Annotated in this window: 20 protein-coding genes and 2 pseudogenes; 10 read left to right on the plus strand and 12 right to left on the minus strand. The window is 65.2% G+C overall.

Going from position 1 to position 23,598, the window contains the following annotated elements; all coding sequences use genetic code 11:
- Positions 1 to 5 precede the first annotated feature (5 nt).
- From DC366_RS15360 to DC366_RS15375, 4 genes are all read right to left on the minus strand, one after another.
- Complete coding sequence (locus DC366_RS15360) at positions 6 to 1,034, minus strand: ABC transporter permease (protein WP_108693169.1); 1,029 nt, start codon at positions 1,032 to 1,034, stop codon at positions 6 to 8.
- Positions 1,035 to 1,224: 190 nt separating this feature from the next.
- Positions 1,225 to 2,193, minus strand: a complete 969-nt coding sequence (locus DC366_RS15365) for an ABC transporter substrate-binding protein (RefSeq protein ID WP_108693110.1) — start codon at positions 2,191 to 2,193, stop codon at positions 1,225 to 1,227.
- 127 nt (positions 2,194 to 2,320) lie between these two features.
- Positions 2,321 to 3,463, minus strand: a complete 1,143-nt coding sequence (locus DC366_RS15370; RefSeq protein WP_108693111.1) for a TauD/TfdA family dioxygenase — start codon at positions 3,461 to 3,463, stop codon at positions 2,321 to 2,323.
- A gap of 24 nt (positions 3,464 to 3,487) precedes the next feature.
- The gene (locus DC366_RS15375; protein WP_108693170.1) at positions 3,488 to 4,243 is read right to left on the minus strand and encodes a class II aldolase and adducin N-terminal domain-containing protein; all 756 of its coding nucleotides are present in this window, start codon (positions 4,241 to 4,243) and stop codon (positions 3,488 to 3,490) included.
- 105 nt (positions 4,244 to 4,348) lie between these two features.
- Here DC366_RS15375 and DC366_RS15380 point away from each other — a divergent pair, with 105 nt between their 5' ends.
- Positions 4,349 to 5,224 (plus strand): LysR family transcriptional regulator, encoded by an 876-nt coding sequence (locus DC366_RS15380; protein WP_108693112.1) that lies wholly within the window; start codon positions 4,349 to 4,351, stop codon positions 5,222 to 5,224.
- 71 nt (positions 5,225 to 5,295) lie between these two features.
- A complete protein-coding gene (locus tag DC366_RS15385; protein ID WP_108693113.1) occupies positions 5,296 to 6,288 on the plus strand; it encodes an LLM class flavin-dependent oxidoreductase in 993 nt (330 codons plus the stop codon).
- 11 nt (positions 6,289 to 6,299) lie between these two features.
- Here DC366_RS15385 and DC366_RS15390 read toward each other — a convergent pair whose 3' ends face one another.
- Positions 6,300 to 7,202, minus strand: a complete 903-nt coding sequence (locus tag DC366_RS15390) for a LysR family transcriptional regulator (protein ID WP_108693114.1) — start codon at positions 7,200 to 7,202, stop codon at positions 6,300 to 6,302.
- Positions 7,203 to 7,322: 120 nt separating this feature from the next.
- Between DC366_RS15390 and DC366_RS15395 the strand changes: the two genes are divergently transcribed.
- The 8 genes and pseudogenes from DC366_RS15395 to DC366_RS15430 all read left to right on the plus strand — a co-directional run bounded on the left by DC366_RS15395 (position 7,323) and on the right by DC366_RS15430 (position 16,003).
- Positions 7,323 to 8,657, plus strand: coding sequence for an NAD(P)/FAD-dependent oxidoreductase (locus DC366_RS15395; protein WP_108693115.1), 1,335 nt, complete (start codon positions 7,323 to 7,325; stop codon positions 8,655 to 8,657).
- 52 nt (positions 8,658 to 8,709) lie between these two features.
- Positions 8,710 to 9,747 (plus strand): ABC transporter substrate-binding protein, encoded by a 1,038-nt coding sequence (locus tag DC366_RS15400; RefSeq protein ID WP_108693116.1) that lies wholly within the window; start codon positions 8,710 to 8,712, stop codon positions 9,745 to 9,747.
- 75 nt (positions 9,748 to 9,822) lie between these two features.
- A complete protein-coding gene (locus tag DC366_RS15405; protein WP_243405161.1) occupies positions 9,823 to 10,908 on the plus strand; it encodes an ABC transporter ATP-binding protein in 1,086 nt (361 codons plus the stop codon).
- Positions 10,909 to 11,793, plus strand: coding sequence for an ABC transporter permease (locus tag DC366_RS15410; RefSeq protein ID WP_108693118.1), 885 nt, complete (start codon positions 10,909 to 10,911; stop codon positions 11,791 to 11,793). It abuts the gene before it with no gap.
- A gap of 3 nt (positions 11,794 to 11,796) precedes the next feature.
- The gene (locus DC366_RS15415; protein ID WP_108693119.1) at positions 11,797 to 12,615 is read left to right on the plus strand and encodes an ABC transporter permease; all 819 of its coding nucleotides are present in this window, start codon (positions 11,797 to 11,799) and stop codon (positions 12,613 to 12,615) included.
- Positions 12,616 to 12,619: 4 nt separating this feature from the next.
- Positions 12,620 to 14,220: pseudogene (locus tag DC366_RS15420) on the plus strand (GMC family oxidoreductase).
- Between the two features lie 6 nt (positions 14,221 to 14,226).
- Positions 14,227 to 15,328, plus strand: a pseudogene (locus DC366_RS15425) (mandelate racemase/muconate lactonizing enzyme family protein).
- A 117-nt stretch (positions 15,329 to 15,445) separates the two neighbouring features.
- Complete coding sequence (locus DC366_RS15430; protein ID WP_108693120.1) at positions 15,446 to 16,003, plus strand: L,D-transpeptidase; 558 nt, start codon at positions 15,446 to 15,448, stop codon at positions 16,001 to 16,003.
- 2 nt (positions 16,004 to 16,005) lie between these two features.
- Here DC366_RS15430 and DC366_RS15435 read toward each other — a convergent pair whose 3' ends face one another.
- The 7 genes from DC366_RS15435 to DC366_RS15465 all read right to left on the minus strand — a co-directional run bounded on the left by DC366_RS15435 (position 16,006) and on the right by DC366_RS15465 (position 23,578).
- Complete coding sequence (locus DC366_RS15435; RefSeq protein WP_108693121.1) at positions 16,006 to 16,857, minus strand: ABC transporter permease; 852 nt, start codon at positions 16,855 to 16,857, stop codon at positions 16,006 to 16,008.
- Positions 16,854 to 17,711 carry an ABC transporter permease gene (locus DC366_RS15440; protein ID WP_108693122.1) on the minus strand — a complete coding sequence of 286 codons (858 nt, stop codon included), beginning with the start codon at positions 17,709 to 17,711 and terminating at the stop codon, positions 16,854 to 16,856. The genes DC366_RS15435 and DC366_RS15440 overlap by 4 nt, the downstream gene beginning before the upstream one ends.
- Positions 17,712 to 17,714: 3 nt before the next feature.
- Complete coding sequence (locus DC366_RS15445; protein ID WP_108693123.1) at positions 17,715 to 18,818, minus strand: ABC transporter ATP-binding protein; 1,104 nt, start codon at positions 18,816 to 18,818, stop codon at positions 17,715 to 17,717.
- Positions 18,819 to 18,873: 55 nt separating this feature from the next.
- The gene (locus DC366_RS15450) at positions 18,874 to 19,941 is read right to left on the minus strand and encodes an extracellular solute-binding protein (RefSeq protein ID WP_108693124.1); all 1,068 of its coding nucleotides are present in this window, start codon (positions 19,939 to 19,941) and stop codon (positions 18,874 to 18,876) included.
- A 210-nt stretch (positions 19,942 to 20,151) separates the two neighbouring features.
- Positions 20,152 to 21,774: an ABC transporter ATP-binding protein gene (locus DC366_RS15455; protein WP_108693125.1), complete on the minus strand. Its 1,623-nt coding sequence runs from the start codon at positions 21,772 to 21,774 to the stop codon at positions 20,152 to 20,154.
- Positions 21,771 to 22,610, minus strand: coding sequence for an ABC transporter permease (locus DC366_RS15460; protein ID WP_108693126.1), 840 nt, complete (start codon positions 22,608 to 22,610; stop codon positions 21,771 to 21,773). The genes DC366_RS15455 and DC366_RS15460 overlap by 4 nt, the downstream gene beginning before the upstream one ends.
- Positions 22,607 to 23,578 carry an ABC transporter permease gene (locus DC366_RS15465; protein WP_108693127.1) on the minus strand — a complete coding sequence of 324 codons (972 nt, stop codon included), beginning with the start codon at positions 23,576 to 23,578 and terminating at the stop codon, positions 22,607 to 22,609. Before DC366_RS15465 ends, DC366_RS15460 begins: the two co-directional genes overlap by 4 nt.
- Positions 23,579 to 23,598: the final 20 nt, after the last annotated feature.

Consider the following 23,598-nt stretch of genomic DNA (forward strand, 5'->3'; position numbering starts at 1 on the left):
CCCCCTTATTGCGGCTGCTGCGCGTTGATGCGCGCCAGCGCGGCCTTGGTCACGCGGTCGAGGATGATCGCCAGAAGGACGATCCCCAGACCCGACAGAAGGCCGACGCCCAGTTCCAGATTGCGGATGCCGCGCAGCACCAGAACGCCAAGGCCCGGCGCCGATACGAGCGACGCGATCACGACCATTGCAAGGCTCATCATGATCGTCTGGTTCACGCCCGCCATGATGTTGGGCAGCGCCAGCGGGATCTGCACGCCATAGAGCTTTTGCCGCTTGGTCATGCCGAAGGCGTCCGCCGCCTCGATCACGTCCTTGTCGACAAGGCGGATGCCCAGATCGGTCAGGCGCACGACCGGAACGATGGCGTAAAGGATGATGGCGATGCCGTAGAGCTTTGGCTCGGTCACGGAAAACAGGAAGATCAGCGGGATCAGGTAGACGAAGGGCGGCAGCGTTTGCAGCATGTCCAGAATGGGGATCATCACCCGCTGCACCCGGTCGCTGCGCGACATGGCGATGCCTATGGGCACGCCCAAGAGGACGCATATGATCGCGCAGACGAAGATGATCGCGAGCGTCTGCATGGTGTAGTCATAGTAATCCACGAAGGCGAGGAAACAGAACGCAGCCGCCACCAGACCGACCAGCTTGAACGAGCGGCCGACCAGATAGACGATCAGCATCAGCGCCGGGATCATGATCCACCACGGCACCGCCTGCATGACCCACAGCGCATTGCTGAGCGCCCAGCTGAGCGGTTGGGTCAGCGGATCGACGACGACCTTGAGACTGTCCTTGATGCCCAGAAACCCCTGCTCCAGCCCCAGCGTCAATTCGCGCGACTGGGGGATGGTGTTGCAGGCCTCGTGCAGCGCATCGAGCGACGGAAAGGGCGTGTCCCATGCCGAAACGGTCGCCTCCTCGCCCGAGGTTTCGCCCAGAAGGTCGGCCATCGAGGTCAGTCCGCCCTGCTCCTCGCCGCACCAGCCGCGCAGGCCGAGGCTGTCAAAAACAAAATCGTAGGTTGCCATGAGATCCTTTCCGGGCGGCGGGGCGCCCATCATTCGGGTCCGGGACGCGGCGCGTCCGTGCAGATGTTGCCGGTGCAGATGTTGCCGGTGATCACGAAAGCGTTTCGCGGGATACGAAACGCTTTCGTCAGGTCATCGGAGGGCAAAAAGGGGCGCCGCCGTGATGGCGACGCCCCCGGAACCCGTGCGGTTACTGCAGCAGCTTGGACAGCTTTTCGGTGGCACTGTCGTTCAGCCAGCCGCTCCACTCGTCCTTGTTGTTCTGCAGGTAATAGACGGCAGCCTCTTCGGCGGTGGCGTTGTTTTCATCCTGCCATGCCAGAAGGCTGCTCATCGTGTCGGTCTTGAAGGTGATGTTGGTCATCAGCTGCGTCTCTTCGGGATGCTGTTCGCTGAAATCCTTGGTCACGATGGTCAGGACCGGCGCGGTCGGGAAGGCCGACGGCTTGGGGTCGGGCGTATTGGCGTTCTGGTTGTTCTCATGCGCCGCTTCGTCGAATTCGCCCAGATCGACGCTGACCATGTCATACTTGCCCAGGGGCGTGGTGGGCGCCCAGTAGTAGCCGAACCACGGTTCCTTGCTTTCGAAGGCGGAGGCCATCGAGGTTGCCAGCGTCTCGCCCGAGCCGTGGTTGAACACCTCGATATCGTTGCCTTCCAGATCGAAGGCGCGCGCCAGGTTGTCGCTGGCGATGCGGCAGCCCCAGCCGTCGGGGCAGTTGTTGAACATGCCGCCGACCAGTTCGGGATTGGCCAGAACGCCGTCGATGGTCTTCAGCTCGGGGTGCTCCTCGACCAGGTAGGAGGGCAGCCACCAGCCTTCGACGCCGCCGGGATCCAGCACGCTGGTCAGCTCGACGATCTTGCCGTTCTGCTTGAGCTTGTCATAGACGTCCCCGGCCGAGTTGGGCCACATTTCCGGCACGATGTCCGGCTCGTTGTTTTCGGACAGCGAGGTGACGGCGGGCGTGGTATCGGACGGCACGACCTTGACGTCGCAGCCATAGCCCTGCTCCAGCAGGAATTTCGAGGTTGCGACCACGATCTTGGCGGAGGCCCAGTTCATCTCGGCCATCGACACCTCGCCGCAGTCTTCGGCGGCCATCGCGGCGGCGGGCAGGGTCAGGGCGATTGCGGTTCCCAGCAGATACTTTTTCATGTCGTCATCTCCTCTTTCTTCGGTCAATCCGTAAATCAGGGTGCAACCAAGCAAAAACCCGCCGAAGGTTCAACACCTCCGGCGGGAAAGATTTTCAAATAAAAACGGGAACTTTTCCGATATTCGTTCAGGCGGCCCTGGCGCGGTCCATGCGTTCGCCGGTGATTCCCTTGGCCGCCAAGGTGCGATAGGTGCTCCATGTCGCGCCGCGGTCGGTGTAGCAGCCGCGCAGGTGGCGCGCGCCGCTTTCGGCGGAAAACGCCTCGCGTCCGTGGACGATCCGGTGGTTGTCGAAGACGATGCATTCGCCCGCGTTGAGGCGGAACCGGCAGAGGAAGCGATCCTGCTGCATCATGCGGATGAACTTGCACAGCGCCGGATAGTAATCGTCCAGCAGATCCTGCGGCAGGTCGATATCGTCCTGAAGATGCTGCGACAGGGTCACGCCCGCCACGTTGCCGCGCGCGTCGAGCTCGATCACGCGCTGATGGGCGCGGTAATCCCAGCCGTCATGGCGGTAGAAAAACGGGATGTCGTGGCTGGCCAGCAGATCGAACGCCTGCGGGTCTTCCTCGCGCAGGGCCTTGGCAACGGCAGCGCCGTCGAGAAACAGGCTGCGGCCGCCATCGACGGTGTTCTCGCGGCAATGCAGGAATTGCACGCCGGGGGCCGTCTCCTCGCCGGGAAGGTCGGTGTGCATCTCCAGAGGGCCGGCGGTGAAGGCCAGGTTCGTCGGCGCGATTTCGAGCCGCACCTCGAAATGATCGCCCTCGGCCGAGGGCGTGACCGGGCCAAGGCTGTTGACCAGCCGCGTCAGGCTTTCGTCGCTGTTCTCCATGTCGGTGACCAGCGCGACTCCATCCTCGACCAGCGCGCGGGACAGCGCGGCGCGGCCCTCGTCGGTGCCGGTGACATCGGCCTGCCGCACGCGGCGGAAGCTGTCATAGCCGTCCGAATACCACAGCTTGCGCGGCAGGTCGGCGGGGTCGGGCTTGCGCCCGTGATCGGCGAAATCCTGAAGCTGCGCCAGCGGCAGGCGGGTCTGGTGCGCCTCATGCGCCCAGTCGATCACCAGCGTATCGCCGTCGATCTGCGCCGCCGCCGCCACAGGGCCGCTTTCCAGCGACGAGATGTCGAACACACGCTCGCGCGTTTGCGGGTCAATCGCGGTGGGGCAGGCGTCGCGCAGCCAGTGATAGTTGAAATAGGTCTCGCCATCGTTCAGCGGCACGAAAAGGCCCTTTTCGGCCAGGCGCAGGGATTGGGTCATGGTAAATACTCCGGTAACAGGTCTTCAGGTGTCGTAGTCCGAGCCTTCGGCGTCCAGGATCGCCTTCAGCTCGCTCAGATGCGCATCGGCCTGGCCGGGATAGGCGTCCAGCTCCTGCGCGGTCTTTTCGGCGATGTCGTCCGGCAGCACGCGAAGCGGCTGGCCGGTTTGCAGCGCGCGGATATAGGTCTCGGCCGCGCGCTCGAAATAATAGAGCCGGTTGAAGGCATCGGCGACGCCGTCACCGATCACCAGCACGCCGTGATTGCCCATGATCAGCACCCGCACCTTGGGATCGGCCAGCAGCCCGGCGCAGCGCGTGCCCTCCTCTTCGAAGGCCAGCCCGCCATATTGATCGTCGATGGCGTAGCGGTTGAAGAACGTGGCCGAGTTCTGGTCGATCGGGGGCAGGCGGCTGTCGGCAAGGCTGGCCAGCACGGTGGCGTGGATCGAGTGCGCATGCATCACGCAGCGCGCATGCGGCACATGCCGGTGGACCGAGCCATGCAGGCCCCACGCGGTCGGATCCGGCGCGTTCGGCTGGTCCATCGCGCCCGCGTCGTTGGCATCCAGCAGCAGCAGATCGGACGCGCGGATGCGGCTGAAATGCATCTGGTTGGGGTTCATCAGGAACTGCGTGCCGTCCTCGTTCACGGCAAGGCTGAAATGGTTGGCCACAGCCTCGTGCAGGCCCAGCCGCGCGGTCCAGCGAAAGGCGGCGGCCATATCGGCGCGCTCGGCCCAGTGGGCGAGGTTGGGGGTGGTGTGCGGCTGGCTCATCTTGTGCTCCTCGGTGGTTTGGTCCGCCTGATGCCAAAAGGGCCAAGCGTTTACAAATGATGGATAATACGCCATGGCATAAGGATTGCTAATGAAAGATCCGCCATGCAGCCCAATCCCTTGCCCCATCTGACATGGCTGCGCGCGTTCGAGGCCGCGGCGCGGCACCTGTCCTTTACCCTTGCCGCGCAGGAGCTGGGCCTGACCCAGCCCGCGGTCAGCCAGCATGTGCGCAATCTGGAGCTGTATCTGGGCCGCGATCTGTTCATCCGGCGCACCCGCGCGCTGGCCCTGACGGAGGCGGGCGGCAATTACCTGCCCACGGTGCGCGAGGCGTTCGACACGCTGGAGCGCGGCACAAGGTCGGTGTTCAGCGAGGCGCGGGGCAAATCGCTGATCGTGCAATGCAACCTTGGCTTTGCGTTGTTCTGGCTGACGCCGCGGCTGAAGGCGTTTCAGGCGGCGCATCCGGGGATTGCGCTGAACATCGTCACGCCGATCTGGGATCCTGAGCGCAATACGGAGCCGACATCGCTGGAAATCCGCTTTGCCCGCGAGGGCGACGCGCCCCATGGGGCCGAGCGTCTGACGCGGGACCGGTTCTATCCGGTCTGCCGTCCCGATTATCAGGGCGGCGCCCACGATCTGGACAGCGCCACGCTGTTTGAATGCTCGGGCCTGACCGGCACGTGGGAGGCGTGGTACAAGTCGCAGGCGCGCCCCTTTGCCCGCTGGGCCGAGGTCAACCGCGGCTCGACCTTCGGGATCGCGGTCAACGCGGCGCTGGAAGGGGCGGGGGTGGCGATGGTGCATGACACGCTGGTGGCGGACATGCTGGCGGACGGGCGGCTGGTGCAGCCCTTCGGCCATGCGCCGCCGCTTTCGGAGAGCTATTACCTGATCCCGCCGCCCAAGGCCGACGCAACCCCCGCATCGCGCGCCTTCGCCGGCTGGGTGCGGGCGCAGACGGGCGCCGCCTGAGCGGTCGGGGCGGCTTGCACGTTTGCCCGGTCATCCCCACATCATGGGCTGACGCAGACAAAGGTGCCGCCATGAAATATTCCGTGCTCGATCTTGCCCCGGTGCCCGAAGGCTCGGACACTGCCGCCGCGATCGCGAACAGCAAAAGCCTTGCGCAGGCGGCCGAGGATTGGGGCTATCACCGGTTCTGGCTGGCCGAGCATCACAACATGCCCGGCATCGCCAGCGCCGCCACATCGGTTCTGATCGGCCATATCGCCGACGCGACGCGCCGCATGCGGGTGGGCGCCGGGGGGATCATGCTGCCCAACCACGCGCCGCTGACGATTGCCGAGCAGTTCGGCACGCTGGCGACGATCCATCCCGGCCGGATCGACCTGGGGCTGGGGCGTGCGCCGGGCGGCGACATGGCGGTGGCGCGCGCGCTGCGGCGCGGCATGGGCAGCGACAGCTTTCCCGACGACGTGATGGAGCTGATCGGCTATCTGGGCGCCGCGCGGCCCGGCGCGCCGGTGCAGGCGCATCCCGGCCAGGGCACGCATGTGCCGGTGTGGATCCTCGGCTCCAGCCTTTATGGCGCGCAGCTGGCGGCGCATCTGGGCCTGCCCTATGCCTTTGCGTCACATTTCGCGCCCGACGCGCTGGAGCGCGCGCTGGAGCTTTACCGTGCGCAATTCGAGCCGTCCGAGCATCTGGACCGCCCGCGCTTCATGCTGGCCGCCAACGTCTTTGCCGCCGCGACCGACGCCGAGGGGACATATCTGCGCAGCTCGATGCAGCAGGCATTCGCGCGGCTGCGCACGGGCCAGCCCGGCAAGCTGCCAAGGCCGGTCGATGATATCGAGGCGGCGATCGGCGCCGATATGACGCGGGCCGTCGATCATGCGCTGCGCGTCTCTGCCGTGGGCGCGCCCGACACCGTCCGGGCGCAGCTGAACGCGATGATCGAGCGCTATGCCCCCGACGAGATCATCCTGACCGGCCAGATCCACGACCATGACGCGCGGATGGAATCCTTCCGCATCGCCGCCGACATCCTGTCGGACATGCGCGCCGCCGCCTGAAGCGTTTCGCGTCAGTCCGGCAGAAGGGTGAACGGCGCCACGGCGCGGCGGATATGGTCCTGCATTTCCGCGCGTCCCTGCCCCGGCGCATGATCGCGCGAGGCGATCATCACCGTCTCGTGCACGATGCGCGGCGCGAAGGGGCGCCAGATGACGCCGTCATGCAGATCGGCCTTGCCGTTGATCGGATCGATGATGGACAGCCCGCTGCCCGCCGCGACCATGTTGCGCGCGATGGCGAAATAATAGCTGAAGGACGTGTATCCCAGCGGCATCCCGGCATCGAACATCAGCTGTTTCAGCTGCCGGTCGACCACGTGATCGCCGTTGACGCCGACAATCGCGCGCCCCGCCAGATTGGCGGGCGTGATCGCCTCATGCGCGGCCAGCGGATCGTCCTGCGGCATGATGCAGACGCATTCCATCGCGAATGTCTCGCCCGTCAGGCCGGCGGCGGGAACGGGCGCGTCGATCAGCCCGATGTCGATCTGCCCGCTGGCCGTCCAGTCGGCGATCTGGCGCGAGGAGTGGACGCGCATCTCGATATGGGTGCCGGGATGATCGGTCTGGAACGCGGCAATCGCGCGCGGCAGCAGGTTCATGGCCATCACCCCGTTGGTGGCGATGCTGACCCCGCCGGCCCAGCCCTGCCGGATCTCGTCGGCGCGCCGGTCGATCCGGGCCAGTGCCATCAGCCCCTGGGTGATCTCGCCGCGCAGCTGCGCCGCCTCGGCCGTGGGGGCGAAAAAGCCGCGATTGCGGTGGAACAGGCGATAACCCAGCTGATCCTCCAGATTGCTCAGCGCGATGCTGACCGCCGGCTGCGTCAGGTTCAGCCGCAGCGCCGCCTGGCTGACCGAGCCGGCCTCGTACAGGGCATTGAAGACTTCCAGATGGCGGATCTTGAGGCTCATGGCGTGTCCCGTGGCGGCGCTGCATAAAGAAATCGAATGAAACTATATTTTATATTGAATTGATATATTCAAAAGCTCTTTCTAGGCTTCCCGGATGGGCAGCCATGCAAGGGGGGCGATATGGCGTCGGAACACAATCAGGGCGGCGATGTCTGGGCCGAGGGGTGGCGCGACAGCTCTTACTGGCTGGACGGTCTGGCGGCGCCAAAGCTGGCGCAACAGGTCCTGCCCCGGCAGGTGGATGTGGCGATCGTCGGCTCCGGCTATACCGGGCTGAATGCCGCGATCGAGACGGCGCGCGCCGGGCGCAGCACCCTTGTGCTGGAGGCCGAGACGCCCGGCTGGGGGTGCAGCACGCGCAATGGCGGGCAGATCAGCACCTCGATCAAGCCGTCGCTGGACAAGCTGACCGCGCGCCACGGTCCCGAGCGCGGCGCGGCGATCCGCGCCGAGGGCAAGGCCGCGCTGGCCTATATCGAGGAGCGCATCGCCGCCGAAGGGATCGCGTGCGATTTTCGCCGCGCGGGCCGTTTTCACGCCGCCCACACCCCCGCCGCCTACGAAACGCTTGCCCGCGACGCCGAGCTGCTCAGCCGCCGCGAGGGGATCGAGGCGCACATGATCCCGCGCGCCGAGCAACGGCGCGAATTGGGAACGGATGTCTATCATGGCGGAACGCTCTTTCCGGCGCATGCGTCGGTCAATCCGGCGCGCTATCATCACGGGCTGTTGCGCACGGCCAGCGATGCGGGCGCGCAGGTGCTGGGACAGACGCCGGTCACCGGCATCACGCGCACGCCCGGCGGGTTCGAGATCCGAACGCCGCGCGGCACGGTGCGCGCGCGCGACGTGGCGATTGCGACCAATGGCTATACCACCGGGCTGACGCCCTGGCAGCAACGCCGCGTCATTCCCATCGGCAGCTATGTCATCGCGACCGAGCCGCTGCCCCGCGAGACGATGGACCGCCTGTTTCCGACGGACCGCATCGCCAGCGATACCTGCAAGGTGATCTATTACTACCGCGCCTCGCCCGACCGCACGCGCGTTCTGTTCGGCGGGCGGGTGTCCGCCGCCGAGACCGATCCGCGCATTTCCGGCCCGCGCCTGCATGCCGACATGTGCCGGATCTTTCCCGAACTGGCGGGCACGCGCATCAGCCACAGCTGGATGGGCACGGTCGCCTATACCTTTGACGAGCTGGCCCATACCGGCACGCATGAGGGCATGCATTATGCCATGGGCTATTGCGGCTCGGGCGTGTCGATGGCCACCTATCTGGGAATGCGCATGGGCCAGAAGATACTGGGCCTGGCCGAGGGGCGCACGGCGTTCGACGATCTGCCCTTTCCCACGCGGCCCTTTTACACCGGGCGGCCCTGGTTCCTGCCCGCCGCGGTCGCCTGGTATCGCTGGAACGACACCCGCCAGAGGGAGCGTGCGATGGCGGGCTAAGGACGGCCACCGGAAAACCGGGGCCATATTGCAACAGATGGAGGAGACTATAATGAAACGGACGACACTCACCCTGGCCGCATCGCTGCTGGCCACCACCGCGCTGGCAGAAGGCCAGGAACTGACCGTTGCCAGCTGGGGCGGGTCGTATCAGGACGCCCAGAGCAAGGCCCTGTTCGAACCCTATGAGGCCGCGACCGGCAACACGATCAAGCAGGAAACCTATGGTGGCATGTCGGATGTGCGCCTGCAGGTGTCCTCGGGCCAGGTCACGCTGGACGTGGTCGCCAGCGGATCGGGATCAGCCGCGCGCGCGGGCGCCGAGGGGCTGCTGGAGCCGCTGGATTACGACGTGATCGACGTCAGCAACTTCCCCGACGCGTTCTATAGCGAATATTGCGTGGGCGGCGATGTCTTCTCGGTCGTGCCCGCGTTCAATACCGACAAATACGGCGAGGATGGTCCCAAAGGCTGGGCCGATTTCTGGGATACCGAGAAATTCCCCGGCTCGCGCGCCTATCGCGGCACCGTCTCGGGTGCGCTGGAGCCTGCGATGATGGCGCTGGGTGTCGCCCCCGAGGATGTCTATGCCGAGCTGAGCAGCGAGGAGGGGATCGAGCGGGCGCTGGACAAGATCCGCGAGCTGAAGCCGAATATCGCGGTCTTCTGGTCCTCGGGCGCGCAGCACGCGCAGCTGATGAAGGATGGCGAGGTGGACATGACCACCGGCTGGAACGGCCGGTTCGACAATGCCGCCGCCGATGGCGCCAAGGTGTCCTATTTCTACGATCAGGGCCTCTTGGACTACGACTGTTTCGCGATTCCCAAGGGCGCGCCGAACAAGGATCTGGCGATGCAGTTCATCGCCGAAATCTCCAAGGCGGAGTATCAGGACGATCTGCCGAAATACATCACCTACGGCCCCACGAACTCGGACGCCTACGACACCGGCGAGATCAGCGAAGAGGTGGCGGCGACCCTGCCATCCTCGCCCGCGAATATGGACATGCAGCTGCCCATCTCGCTGGAATGGTATGCCGAGTGGGAGCAGATCGCGGCCGAGATGTATCAGGAAATGCTGACCGAATAGGCCGGCATCACGGCCATGGGCGGCGCGCCCGCCCATGGCCATCCGGGACCACATGACCGACGAGGGAGCGAGAATTTGACCACCAAACCCGACGCCCTGCCGATCACCGTGCGCGGCGTGACCAAGACCTATGGCCGCGTGCGCGCGCTGGACGATGTCTCGCTCGATGTGAAAAGCGGCGAGTTTCTGACCCTGCTCGGCCCGTCCGGGTCCGGCAAGACGACGCTGCTGATGGTGCTGGCGGGCTTTACCCGGCCCGACAAGGGCAGTCTGAAATTCGGCGAGGACGAGATGATCCGCACCGCGCCGCATTTGCGCGGGGTCGGCATGGTGTTCCAGAACTACGCGCTGTTTCCGCATATGACCGTGGCGGGCAATGTCGGCTATCCCCTGCGTCTGCGCGGCACGCCCAAGGCCGAAATGGCCGACCGGATCGAGCGCGCGCTGGATCTGGTGCAACTGGGCGGCTACGGCAAACGCGGGATCGAGCAGCTGTCCGGCGGGCAGAAACAGCGCGTCGCGCTGGCCCGCTCCATCGTGTTCGAGCCGCGGATCCTGCTGATGGACGAGCCGCTGAGCGCGCTGGACAAGAAGCTGCGCGACCGCATGCAGATCGAGCTGCGCCATTTGCACGAACAGCTGGGCATGACCACCGTCTATGTCACCCACGACCAGCGCGAGGCGCTGACCATGTCCGACCGGATCGCCGTGGTGAACCATGGCCGCATCATGCAACTGGCCGCGCCCCAGCAGCTCTATGACCGGCCCGAGAACAAGTTTGTCGCGGATTTCATCGGCGATTCCAGCTTCCTTCCCGTGACGCGAAACGGGGCAGGGGTGACGTTCGGCGATATGGCGATCCGGATGGACGGCGCGGTGCCGGACGCCGATGCCCTGCTGCTGATGATCCGGCCCGAACGCGCCCGCCTGCTGAATGGCGAGACGCCCGACGATACCAATATCTTCGAGGCGACGGTGACCGAGCTGGTCTATCAGGGCGAAAGTTACCTGCTTTATGCACGGCTGAAGGACGGCAGCGAGATTGCCGTGCGCGGCGCGATCCGCGAGGGAACGTATCAGAACCTGCCGCGCGCCGGGGATACCGCGCGACTGGGCCTGCACCGGGCCGATACGGTCGTCATCGCGGGCGAGGACGCCTAGATGGCCGCCGCGGACATGAACGCCGCCGGACTGCGCCGGGACGAGCGCGCCGAACGCTGGCGCCTTTTCGGCCTCAGCTCGCCCGCCTTGCTGCTGGTGCTGGTGATCCTCGTGATCCCGGTGGGATGGCTGTTCTACGTCTCCTTCATCGGCGCGGACGGCAATTTCTCATTGGAGAATTACGAGCGGATGGTGGCGCGCAAATCCTATTCGCGCATCTTCGTCACCACCTTTCAGGTGAGCATCCTGACCACGGGCCTGTGCATCCTCATCGGCTATCCGCTGGCCTATTTCATGTCGCAACTGCCGGTGAAATGGGCAAATCTGTGCCTGATAACGGTGCTTTTGCCCTTCTGGACCTCGCTCTTGGTGCGGACCTACGCGTGGCTCGTGCTGCTGCAGAAACAGGGGCTTGTGAACCAGTGGGCGATCTCCCTGGGCCTCTGGGACGAGCCGTTGAAATTCGTGCATAACATGACCGGCACGCTGATCGGCATGGTGCATATCATGCTGCCCTTCCTGATCCTGCCGGTCTACGGCGCGATGCGGGCCATCGACGGCGATTACCTGAAGGCCGCCTCGAACCTCGGCGCCAGCCCGCGCCGGGCGTTCTGGACGGTGTTCTTCCCGCTCAGCACGCCGGGCCTGTTTGCGGGATCGCTGATGGTGTTCGTGCTCTGCCTCGGGTTTTTCGTCACGCCCGCGGTGCTGGGGGGCGGGCGCGTGATCATGGTGTCGATGAAGATCGTCTCGAACATCGAGCTGTTCGTGAACTGGGGCGCGGCCAGCGCGCTGGGGGTGGTGCTGCTGCTGATGACGGCGGTGATCCTGTGGATCGCCTCGCGCTTCCTGAAGCTGGAGCAGATGACGGGCGGGGGGCATTAAGACATGGCGAACTGGCTGAAATCCCCCGCATCAGAGACACAAGTCACCCATGGCCAGCGCCTGTGGCTCTACGTGTTTGCGGGCATCGTCATGGTGCTGCTGGTGCTGCCCACGCTGGTGGTGATCCCGATGTCCTTCTCGGATTCGCAATACCTGGAATTCCCGCCCGAGACGTGGTCCCTGCGCTGGTACAGACACTATTTCGGCTCGGACGAATGGATGCTGGCCACCGTCACATCGGTGAAAACCGCGGTGCTGACCATGCTGGTCGCGACCCCGATCGGCGTGCTGGCGGCCTATGCGCTGCACGCGTCGAAGCTGCCCTATGTGCGGGCCGCGTTCGTCATGCTGATCACGCCGATGATGGTGCCTGTCGTGCTGATCGCGGTCGGTGCGTTCTATGCCTATGTCAAATTGCAGATCCTTTACACGATCACCGGCCTTGTGCTGGCGCATACGCTGCTGGCGATCCCGCTGGTGGTGATCGTCACCGGCTCGGCGCTGAAGGGGTATGACATGAACCAGGAGAACGCCGCGCGGTCGCTGGGCGCGCCGCGCTGGCGCGCGTTCCTGACGATTACCCTGCCGCAGATCCGCTTTGCCGTGGTCACGTCGATGGTGCTGTCCTTCCTTGCCTCCTTTGACGAGGTGGTGATCGCCATGTTCATTTCGGGCGGCGACAATCCGACGCTGACGCGCAACATGTTCAACGCGCTGCGCGACCAGATCGACCCGACGATTGCCGCGATCTCGACCCTCATGATCCTTGTGACGACCCTGATGATGGTCCTTGCGTCGCTCTTTGGCCGCGGCAAGTCCTGACCCGATGGAGCGGCATGATTACATCATCGTCGGCGCGGGATCGGCCGACGCGGCGCTGGCGGCAAGGCTGGCGGGGGCGGGCAAATCCGTCCTGCTGCTGGAGGCCGGCGGCGCGGGGCGGCATCCTTGGGTGACCATCCCGCTGGTTATGGCAAGGTGTTCCATGATGCGCGGTTCAACTGGAAATACTCGACCGAGCCCGAGCCGGAGCTGAACGGGCGGCGCATCTACTGGCCGCGCGGCAAGGTTCTGGGCGGCTCGTCGGCGATCAACGCGATGGTCTGGGTGCGCGGGCATCCGGCCGATTACGCCGAATGGGGCGCCGCCGCGCCCGGCTGGGGCTGGGAGGACGTGGTGCCGGTGTTCCGCCGGATCGAGCGCTGGACAGGCGGAGCCTGCGCGCATCGGGGCGGCGACGGGCCCTTGTCAGTGACGGATATGGGCGGCGCGATGCATCCGCTGACGCGTGCCTATGTCCGCGCGGCCGAGCAGGCCGGCATCCCCACCAACACCGATTACAACGGCGCCGCCATGGAAGGCGCGGGGTTCTACCAGATCAGCACGGCGGGCGGGCGGCGCGCCTCGACCGCGCAAGCGTATCTGCGCGCCGCGCGCAAGCTGCCGAACCTGCGCATCGTCTGCGGCGCGATGGCGACGCGAATCGTGATGGAAGGGCGCTGTGCCACCGGCATCGACTATGTGCAGAGGGGCAGGGCGCAGACCGCCCGCGCGGGCGAAGTGATCCTGTGCGGCGGCGCGATCAACTCGCCGCAGCTGCTGATGCTGTCGGGGATCGGCCCGGCGGCGCATCTGCGCGACCATGGCATCGAGGTGGTGCAGGACGCGCCCCATGTCGGCCGGAACCTGATGGATCATCTGGGCAGCGATCACCTGTTCCGCACGCGCGTGCCCAGCCTCAACCAGGTGCTGCGCCCGTGGTGGGGCAAGGCGCTGGCGGGGATGCAATATGTCGCGGCGCAGCGCGGCCCGCTGGCGATGAGCCTCAATCAGGGCGGCGGGTTCATCCGGCTGGCGGGCGGCGACGGCCCGCCCGACACGCAGCTTTATTTCTCGCCGCTCAGCTATTCCAGCGCGCCCACGGGCAAGCGGCCCCTGATGAGCCCCGATCCCTTCCCGGCGGTGCGGCTCGGCTTCAATCCTGCCAAGCCCACCAGCCGGGGCAGCGTCACCTTGCGCAGCCGCGATCCGCTGGCGGCGCCGGTGATGCGCGGCGGGTATCTGGCGACCGAACACGACCGCCGGTTGATGATCGCCGGCACGCGCGAGGTGCGGCGCATCGCGTCGATGCCTGCCCTGAAGGACGTCATCGAGACAGAGCTGGACCCCGGCCCCGATTGCGTCACCGATGACGAGATCCTTGATTTCGCAAGGGCAGAGGCATGGACGGTGTTCCATCAATGCGGCACCTGCCGGATGGGGCAGGACGCCGCCGCGTCGGTCGTCGGGCCGGATCTGCGGGTGCATGGGGTGGCGGGGCTGCGCGTTGCCGATGCCTCGATTTTCCCGACCATTCCCACGGGCAACACCAACGCCCCCGCCGTGATGGTGGGCGAGCGCGCGTTTGACCTGATTACCCAAGGATAGAGACAGATGAAAATCACGAAGATCGAGACATTCACCACCGAATTCGTCGGCTTCGTGCGGCTGACGGCCGAGGATGGCAGCATCGGCTGGGGGCAGGTTTCGACCTATCATTCGGACATCACCTGCATGGTGCTGCACCGGCAGGTGGCGCCCCATGTGCTGGGGCAGGACAGCACCGATCTGGACGATCTGCTGGATCTGGTGGCCGAGCGCGAGCATAAATTCCCCGGCTCCTACCTGCGCCGGGCGATGGCGGGGTTCGACACCGCGCTGTGGGATCTGCGCGGGCGCGTTGCGGGCAAGCCGGTGGTGGAGCTGCTGGGCGGCACGCCGGGGCGCATCCGCGCCTATGCCAGCTCGATGAAGCGCGACATCACGCCAAAAGATGAGGCCGAGCGCATGAAGCGGCTGCGCGATGCGCATGGCTTTGACGCGTTCAAGGTGCGCGCGGGCGCCGAGGTGGGGCGGCCGCGACGAATGGCCGGGCCGCACCGAGGAGATCATTCCCCTGATGCGCCGAGAGATGGGCGCGGATGCCGCCCTGCTGATCGACGCCAACAGCTGCTATGCGCCCGAGCGCGCCATCGAAGTGGGCCGGATGCTGGAGGATCACGGATTCACCCATTATGAGGAGCCGTGCCCCTATTGGGAGCTGGAGCAGACGCGGCAGGTCACCGAGGCGCTGGATATCGACGTGACGGGCGGCGAGCAGGATTGCGATCTGCCGACATGGCGGCGCATGATCGACATGCGCGCGGTCGATATCGTGCAGCCCGATATCCTCTATCTGGGGGGCATCGCGCGCACCTTGCGCGTGGTGCGCATGGCCGAGGCGGCGCGGCTGCCGGTGACGCCGCATTGCGCCAACCTGTCGCTGGTCACGCTGTTCACCATGCATCTTTTGCGCGCGATTCCCAATGCCGGGAAATACCTGGAGTTCAGCATCGAGGGCGCGGATTACTACCCGTGGCAGGAGGGGCTGTTCACCTCCGACCCCTACCGAATCGAGGACGGACACGCCACCGTGAGCGATGCGCCGGGCTGGGGCATCGAAATCGCGCCGGAGTGGCTGGCGCGGGCGGGATATAGTGTCTCGGTCGCGGATTAGAGCCGCATCTTGCTCTGAAAATCACTCCAAGGGCGTGCGTCAGGCGGTCTTAAGCTGGGCTTAAGGCTGGTGCGATCTGTCTGGACGGGAGAAGACGGAGCAGAAAGGAAAAGATCGATGAAACCTCTTGTGACACGCCGCGCCGCGCTGTTGTCCGGTCTGGCCGCAACGGTCGGTCTGGCGACGCCGAACATTCTGCGGGCCGAAGGCGCCAGCCGGCGCAACGCGTCCAGCTTTACGGTGCAGAACTGGCAGGATCACTTCGACGATCTGGGCGTTGCCACCATCGTGTGCGATACCGCCTCGCGCGCGCTGCATTTCTGGAGCGGCGACGGCAGCGATTATCGCGTCTATCCGACATCTGTCCCGATCAGCGAGGATCTGACCAAGCGCGGCTATACCAAGATAGTGCGCAAGAAGGTCGGCCCCGACTGGACGCCCACGGCATCCATGATGGAGCGCTATCCCGAATATCACTATATGCCGCCCGGTCCCGACAACCCGCTGGGCACACATGCGATGTATTTTGACTGGCCCGCCTACCTGATCCACGGCACCCATGACACCCGCAAGATCGGGCGCAAGTCGTCGGACGGCTGCATCGGTCTTTATAATGAAAAGATCGAAGAGCTGTTCGGGCTCTGCCCCGTCGGCACGCAGGTGCGGCTGATTTAAGGTCAGCTGCGTTTCTGGAACGCGATAAGGGTCAACGCGAGCAGCGATGAGCCCAGCATCAAAAGCAGCGACACCGCGTTCAGCAGCGGTGTCGAGCCTTCCTTGAGCCGGTCGAACATCGCGATCGTCAGCGGCGCATCCGAGCCGACCAGCATCAGCGTGGTGTTGAAATTCTCGAAGCTCATCAGGAAGGCGACCACGCCCGCGCCGACGATGGCGGGCATCAGGAACGGAATGGTGATGGTGCGCACCGCCGTCAGGCGATTGGCGCCAAGGTTCAGCGCTGCCTCCTCCAGCGACTGGTCGAATTTCTGCAGGCGGGCCGAGATCACCAGCGTCGCGATGGTGGTGATGAAGGAAAACTGCCCCAGCACCACCAGCACGAGGCCGGGGCGCAGGAACACCGCGTCGATTTTGGCGGTGTCCCACAGCCCGTTGGCCACGGTCGAGGAAAACACCAGGATCGAGATGCCCAGCACGATCCCCGGCACCACCAGCGGCAACAGCATCAGCACGTAAAGCACGCCGCGCCCGCGGAACTTGTAGCGGTTGAACAGGAACGCGTTGGACGTGCCGACCGCCACCGACAGCACCGCGACGCAGGCGCCGACGATGGCGGATGTGGCAATGGCGCCAAGGATGCTGCGCTCGTGAAAGACGCCGATCTTGGGCGCGGTTTTGCCGAAGAACCAGTCCAGCGTGAAGCCCTGCCACGGCAGCGAGGGGAACTGGCTGTCGTTGAAGGCAAAGACGGCGACGACGGCCAGAGGCAGCACCAGATAGACGAAGAACAGCGCGACATAGCCGGTCCAGATGACGCGCAGCGCGCGGGGGGTGGGGATGGTCGGGATCATCCCATCGTCCTTTCCAGCGTCTGGCCCGTCAGGCGCAGCATTGCCCAGATGATGAAGCTTGAGGCGAAGAGCAGCATGAAGCCGAAGGCCGCCCCCAGCTCCCAATTGAAGCGGACGATGAATTGCGAATAGATCATCTCGGTGAACCACAGGCTGTCCTTGCCGCCCAGCATGGTTGGGGTCAGGTAGTTGCCCAAGGACAGCATGAACACCACGATGCAGCCCGAGACGATGCCGGGCACGGCGTGGGGAATCACGATCTCGCGCATCACCGACCAGCCGGAACCGCCGAGGTCATAGCCCGCCTCGATCACCGCGTCGTCAAGGCTGTCCAGCGTCGTGACCAGCGGGACGACCATGAACAGCATCGACGTATAGACAAGGCCGGTCATGATGGCGGCGTCGTTATAGAGCATCTCGACCGGGCCACTGACCAGACCCGACCATTGCAGGAATTGCGAGATGACGCCGGTTTCCCGCAGGAGGATCATCCAGCCGAAGGTGCGCACCAGCTCGGACACCCAGAAGGGGATGAGGCAGAGCAGGAACAGGACCGAGCGGGCGCGCCCGCGCACCATTTTCGCGATGTAGTAGGAGACCGGGAAGGCGATCAGCAGGGTGATGAGGGTGGCCAGGATCGACATGACCGCCGTGCGCATGAAGGTGCGCATATAGAGCGGCTCGGTCAGGACGGTTTTGTAATTGGCGATGCTGGTTTCATATTCGCCGACGCCGACACGTTCGCGCAGGGACAGCATCAGCATGTCGACATGCGGGATGATGATCAGCAGCGTCAGCCACAGCAGGAGCGGCATCAGCAGCAGGATGAATCCAAGGCGCGCGCTGGCGGCCATGCCCTAGCCCTCGCCCGCGGCAAAGCAGTTCGCCTGCGCGGCGGACCAGCCGATATGGATGGGCGCGCCGCGCGTGAGGTCGGCGAATTCGCCCGATTGTGGCAGGGTGACTTCCAGTTCGCCGCCGGTCTCGTCGCTGGTGACGATGATGCGGCTGGCGGCGCCGTTGAACAGCAGGCTGCCGACGGTGCCCGAAAGCTGGTTGTCGAACTGCGCCAGATCGGCGGCATCTCGGCCGATGCGGATCGCCTCGGGGCGCACGAAGATGTCGACGGCGGCGCCCTTGGCGGCCCCTCCCTTGGCGGCGGCGCGCATGGTCAGACCGGTGTCGGTGCGCAGCTGCGCGGTGCCGCCCTCCACCCGCTCGACCGTGCCGCGCCAGCGGTTGCTGTCGCCGACAAAGCTGGCGACGAAGGACGTCTCGGGCCGGTAGTAAAGATCCTGCCCGGTGCCGACCTGCTCGAACCGGCCCTTGTTCATGACGGCGATGCGGTCGGACATCACCAGCGCCTCGGACTGGTCGTGGGTGATGTAGACGAAGGTGGTGTCGAACGCGGCCTGCAGCGATTTCAGCTCAATCTTCATGCGCTCGCGCAGCTTCAGATCCAGCGCGCCAAGCGGCTCGTCCAGCAGCAGAACGTCCGGCTCCAGCACCATGCAGCGGGCGATGGCGATGCGCTGGCGCTGGCCGCCGGACAGCTCATCCACCTTGCGCTTGCCGATACCGGGCAGGCCGATGCGCTCCAGCACCTCGTCGACCTTGCGGGCGATGTCGGCTTTCGACATGCCTGCGCGGCGCAGGCCATAGCCGATATTGCCTTCGATATTCATCATCGGGAACAGGGCCAGATGCTGAAACACCATGTTCACCGGGCGCTTGTTGGGCGGCACGTCCAGAACCGAGCGGCCCTTGATCGCGATATCGCCGGAGGTGGGTTCGAGAAAGCCCGCGATCATGCGCATGATCGTCGTCTTGCCACAGCCCGACGGGCCGAGGATCGAGAAAAAAGACCCGGCAGGCACCGAGAAGGAGACATCATCGACCGCCAGCGTTTCGCCAAAGCGGCGCGTCAGGGCGGTGCATTCCAGATCTGGTGCGGAGGTCATGGGTATTTCCGTATAGGGGGCGGGCGGCCCGGACCGGGCCGCCCGCCGGGATCGTTTATTGCGCGGCCTTCACGCGGTCAAGGATGCCGCCCTCGATCGCTTCCAGACCTGCGGGGACGGGGGGATACCACTTGATGTTGTCCACGGCCTCGGCCGGGAAGCTGCCCTGATACTGCGCCTTCAGCTCGTCCGAGGCAAACTCGTCCGCGCCCTTGGAGGCGGTGAAATTGCCGGCGGATTCGGTGATCATCGCGGCGATTTCGGGCTGCATCACGAAGTTGATGTAATCATAGGCCGCCTGATCGGACTTGCCCTTGGCGGGCAGAACGAAGGTGTCGATCCAGCCCAGAGCGCCGGAGGTGGGCGCGACGAAGTTGATGTCGGCGTTGTCGCTGTTCAGCTTCCAGCCGCCGGTATCCCATGCCATCGCGGCGACAACCTCGCCCGAGCGCACGAGGTTCAGCAGCTCGTCACCGCCCGACCAGTAGGTCTTGACCACGGGCTTGCACTCGATCAGCTTTTGCTCGACCTGCTCCATGATCTCGGTATAGGCGGCCTCGTCGCCGTAGGCCTCGAACGGGTCGAGACCCATCGAGAAGGCAAAGCCGATCAGCGTCGGCCGCTTGAGCCGGTAGGACACCTTGCCCTCCAGCGACGGATCGCACAGGTCGGTGTAATCCTTGACGCCGTCGGCCTCGGCGGTGTTCACGATCAGGCCGCTGGTGCCCCAGATATGCGGCACGGCGTAGATTTCGCCATCGACGGTCGAATTCTTCTTGGTCGCCTCCAGCATGGAGGGGGTGAACAACTCGGTCTTGATCTGGCTCATGTCGAGCGGCTTGTAGATGCCGAATTCCTTTTGCGGGCCTTCGATGCGGTCCTGGCTGGGCTGGGCGAGGTCAAAGCCGCCGCCGCCGGTGGCGCGCAGCTTGGCGATCATTTCCTCGTTGTTGGACATCGTGACCTCGACCTTGTGGCCGGTCTCTTCCTCGAACTTGGCGATGACGTTGTCGGGGGCGTAGCCGCCCCATGTCAGCAGGCGCAGCGTGTCGGCCTGCGCGGCGCCGGCCAGCAACGCGGCGCTTGCGACGCCTGCGGTCAGTCTGAACAAAATGCTTTTCATGTCTTTCTCCCTTGGCATGTTTGGAAAACCACGCCGCGTCCTTATCTGGTGAATGAAACGGTTTCGTGACGCGTGCGCTACCGTCCGCCCTGAATGTGCGGTTCGGTGTCGGCCCCGGACAATAGGCCCAGTTTGGCGGCACCCGTCAACAGAGGACATCGGCGCCGGGGCCTGAAATTTAACTTTTGGTCAAAATTGCGGGCCGCGCGGTCAGCTTGCGCCTTCCAGCGCGCGCTCGTATTCCTGCCCCGGTATCGCATCCAGCAGCGACTGGGTGTATTCGGTGTCGGGATTGTGCAGCACCTTGCCCGCGGGGCCCGCCTCGACGATCTTGCCCTTTTGCATGACGATGATCCGGTCGCAGATGCGCGCGGCGACGCGCAGATCGTGGGTGATGAAAAGCATCGACAGGTCCAGCCGCGTCTTCAGATCGGCCAGAAGGTCCAGCACCTGCGCCTGAATGGAGACGTCCAGCGCCGATACGGCCTCGTCCGCGATGATGATTTTCGGGTCCAGCGCCAATGCGCGGGCGATGCCGATGCGCTGGCGCTGGCCGCCGGAGAATTCATGCGGAAACCGGTTCATGGCCGAGGCGTCAAGGCCGACCAGCTCCAGCAGCTCGCGCGCCTTTTCCTGCGCCTCGCGCTTGGGCGTGCCGTAGGCGATCAGCCCCTCGGTCAGGATGCGGGACACGCGGGCGCGGGGGTTGAGCGAGGAATAGGGATCCTGAAAGATCATCTGAAGGTTGCGGCGCCTCTCGCGCAGCTCGGTGCCGGACATATGGGCAATGTCGGCGCCGTCCACCATGACGCGCCCGCCATCGGGCGTCAGAAGCCGCACGAGGCAGCGGCCCACGGTGGATTTGCCCGAGCCGGATTCGCCCACGATGCCGATGGTTTCCCCGGCGAACAGCTCGAAGCTGACGTCCTGCCCCGCCTTGACCACGCGGCGCTTGCCGAACAGCTTGCCAGAGCCGGTGGAGAAGGTTTTCTGCAGCCCCTCGACGGTCAGGATGGGCGCGCGCGTCTGCTCCTCGGCCTCTTTCCGCTGGGTCAGGCGGGGAATCGCGTCGATCAGGGCGCGGGTATAGGGGTGCTGGGGCCTCAAGAGCACCTCGTCCGCGGTGCCGGATTCGACGATCTTGCCGGTCTGCATGACGATGACGCGGTCGGCGATGTCGGCAACCACGCCGAAATCATGGGTGATGAAGATGACGGCCATGCCGCGCTTTTGGCGCAGATCCTCGATCAGTTTCAGGATCTGCGCCTGCGTGGTCACGTCGAGCGCCGTCGTCGGCTCGTCCGCGATCAGGATATCGGGCTCCAGCGCCAGCGCCATGGCGATCATCACGCGCTGGCGCTGCCCGCCGGACAGCTGGAAGGGATAGGCGCGGATCGCCGCATCGGGGTCCGGGATGCCGACCTCGTGCAAGAGCTCCAGCGCGCGCTTGCGGCGCTCGGTGCCGGTAAGGGCGCCATGCGCCTCGAACACTTCGGCGATCTGGGCGCCGACGCGCATCAGGGGATTGAGCGCGCTCAGCGGTTCCTGAAAGATCATCGAAATGCGGCTGCCGCGCAGTTTCAGCATCTCTTTTTCCGAAAGGCCAAGGATCGGCCTGCCGTCAAAGGTGATCGTGCCATCCACGGGTTTGACGCCCTGCGGCAGCAGGCCCATGACCGCGTTGGCGGACATGGATTTACCGGACCCGGATTCGCCGACGATGCAGAGAATCTCGCCCTTATCGAGGTCGAAATTGATGTTCTGCGCGGCATATTTGCGATCGGCGCCTTCGGGCAGGGCGATGGCAAGGTCGCGGATTTGCAGCAGGCTCATTCGGATTTCCTCGTCAAACGGGGGTTGAGCGCGTCATTCAGGCCCTCGCCGATCAGGTTCAGCGCCAGCACGGTCAAGAGGATCGCCATGCCGGGCAGGAAGGACAGCCACCATGCGGTGCGGATGACGGTGCGCGCGGCGCCGATCATGTAACCCCATGACATGATGTTGGGATCACCCAGCCCGAGGAAGGACAGCGAGCTTTCCAGCAGGATCGCCTGGGCGATCATCAGCGAGGCCAGCACGATGATCGGGGGCAGGGCGTTCGGCAGGATGTGGCGCAGGATGATCTGCGTGTTGCCAAGGCCCGAGAGCGTTGCCGCCTCGACGAATTCGCGGGTGCGAAGGCTCAGGACCTCGCCGCGCACGAGGCGCGCGACGGGGGGCCATGAGACGACCGCGATGGCGATGATGACGAAGGTCAGGCTGGGCTGGAAGATCGCCAGAAGCACGATGGCCAGCGCGAAGCTGGGGATCGTCTGGAAGAACTCGGTAAAGCGCATCAGCGCGTCGTCGATGCGCCCGGCGAAATACCCGGCGCAGGCGCCCACCGGCACGCCGATGGCCAGCGCCACGATGGTGGACACCAGCCCGACCAGAAGGCTGACATAGGCGCCATGCGCCAGCCCGGCCAGCACGTCGCGCCCCAGCGCATCGGTGCCCAGCAGCAATCCTTCCTGCTCGAACGGGGGCAGGAACGGGCGCTGCACCATCTTCCACGGGCTTTGCGGAAAGACGATGGGCGCGAGGATGGCGGTAATGATGACAAGGGCCAGAATGAACAGGCCGATGACGGCGCCGCGGTTATAGCGGAAGCGTTTCCAGAAATCCCTCATGCCGTCAGCCTTATGCGCGGGTCGATGATGACATAGACGACATCGGTGATCAGGTTGAACAGCAGCACCATGGCCGCCGATATGTAGAAGACGCCGAGGATGACGTTATAGTCGCGCTGGTTGATCGCCTCGAACATCAGGCGGCCGATGCCGGGCCATGCAAACACCGTCTCGGTCAGGATCGCGCCGCCGAAAATCTGGCCCGCTTGCAGTCCCGCGAGGGTAATCACCGGCAGCAGCGCGTTGCGCAGGATGTGCCGGCGCTGGATCACGCGGCGCTTGAGGCCCTTGGCGCGGGCGGTTTTCACGAAATCGAGGCGGCTGACCTCCAGCATCGAGGCGCGGGTCATGCGCATGTAGATCGCGGTGAAAAACAGGCCCAGCGTGGTGGCGGGCAGCACCAGATGCTTGGCCACGTCCAGCACATGCGCGAGGCCGGTATAGCCCGCGCCGATGGTGGAATAGCCAAAGCCGGGCAGCCAGCCCAGCCAGACCGAGAACACCAGCGCCGCCATCAGCGCGACCCAGAAGAGCGGGGTGGCATAGAAGAGCAGCGCGAGGGTGGAAATGATCGTGTCGCCCCAGCTGCCCTGACGGGCGGAGGCGGCAACGCCCGCCACGACGCCCAGCACCAGCGACAGAACGAAGGCGACACCGGTCAGCAGCAGGGTGGCCGGCAGGCGGTCGCCGATCAGCTCGGCCACCGGCATCTGCTGGCGGAAGGAATAGCCAAGGTCGAGCTGCACCGCGCCCTTGATATAGATCCAAAGCTGCACATAAAGCGGCTGGTCAAGGCCGAAGCGCTGGCGCAGATCGGCGAGGAATTTCTCGTCCGCGGCGCCGGCCTCGCCTGCCATGACGGCGGCGGGATCGCCGGGGGCGGCATGGATCAGCAGGAAGTTGAAGACAAGAATGGCCAGAAGGATGAAGACCGCCTTGACCAACCTGCCCAGGATGAAACGTACCACGCTTGCTGCCCCGTTCGTTG

This window comes from Pelagivirga sediminicola, assembly GCF_003072125.1.
Taxonomy (GTDB): Bacteria; Pseudomonadota; Alphaproteobacteria; order Rhodobacterales; family Rhodobacteraceae; genus Roseovarius; species Roseovarius sediminicola.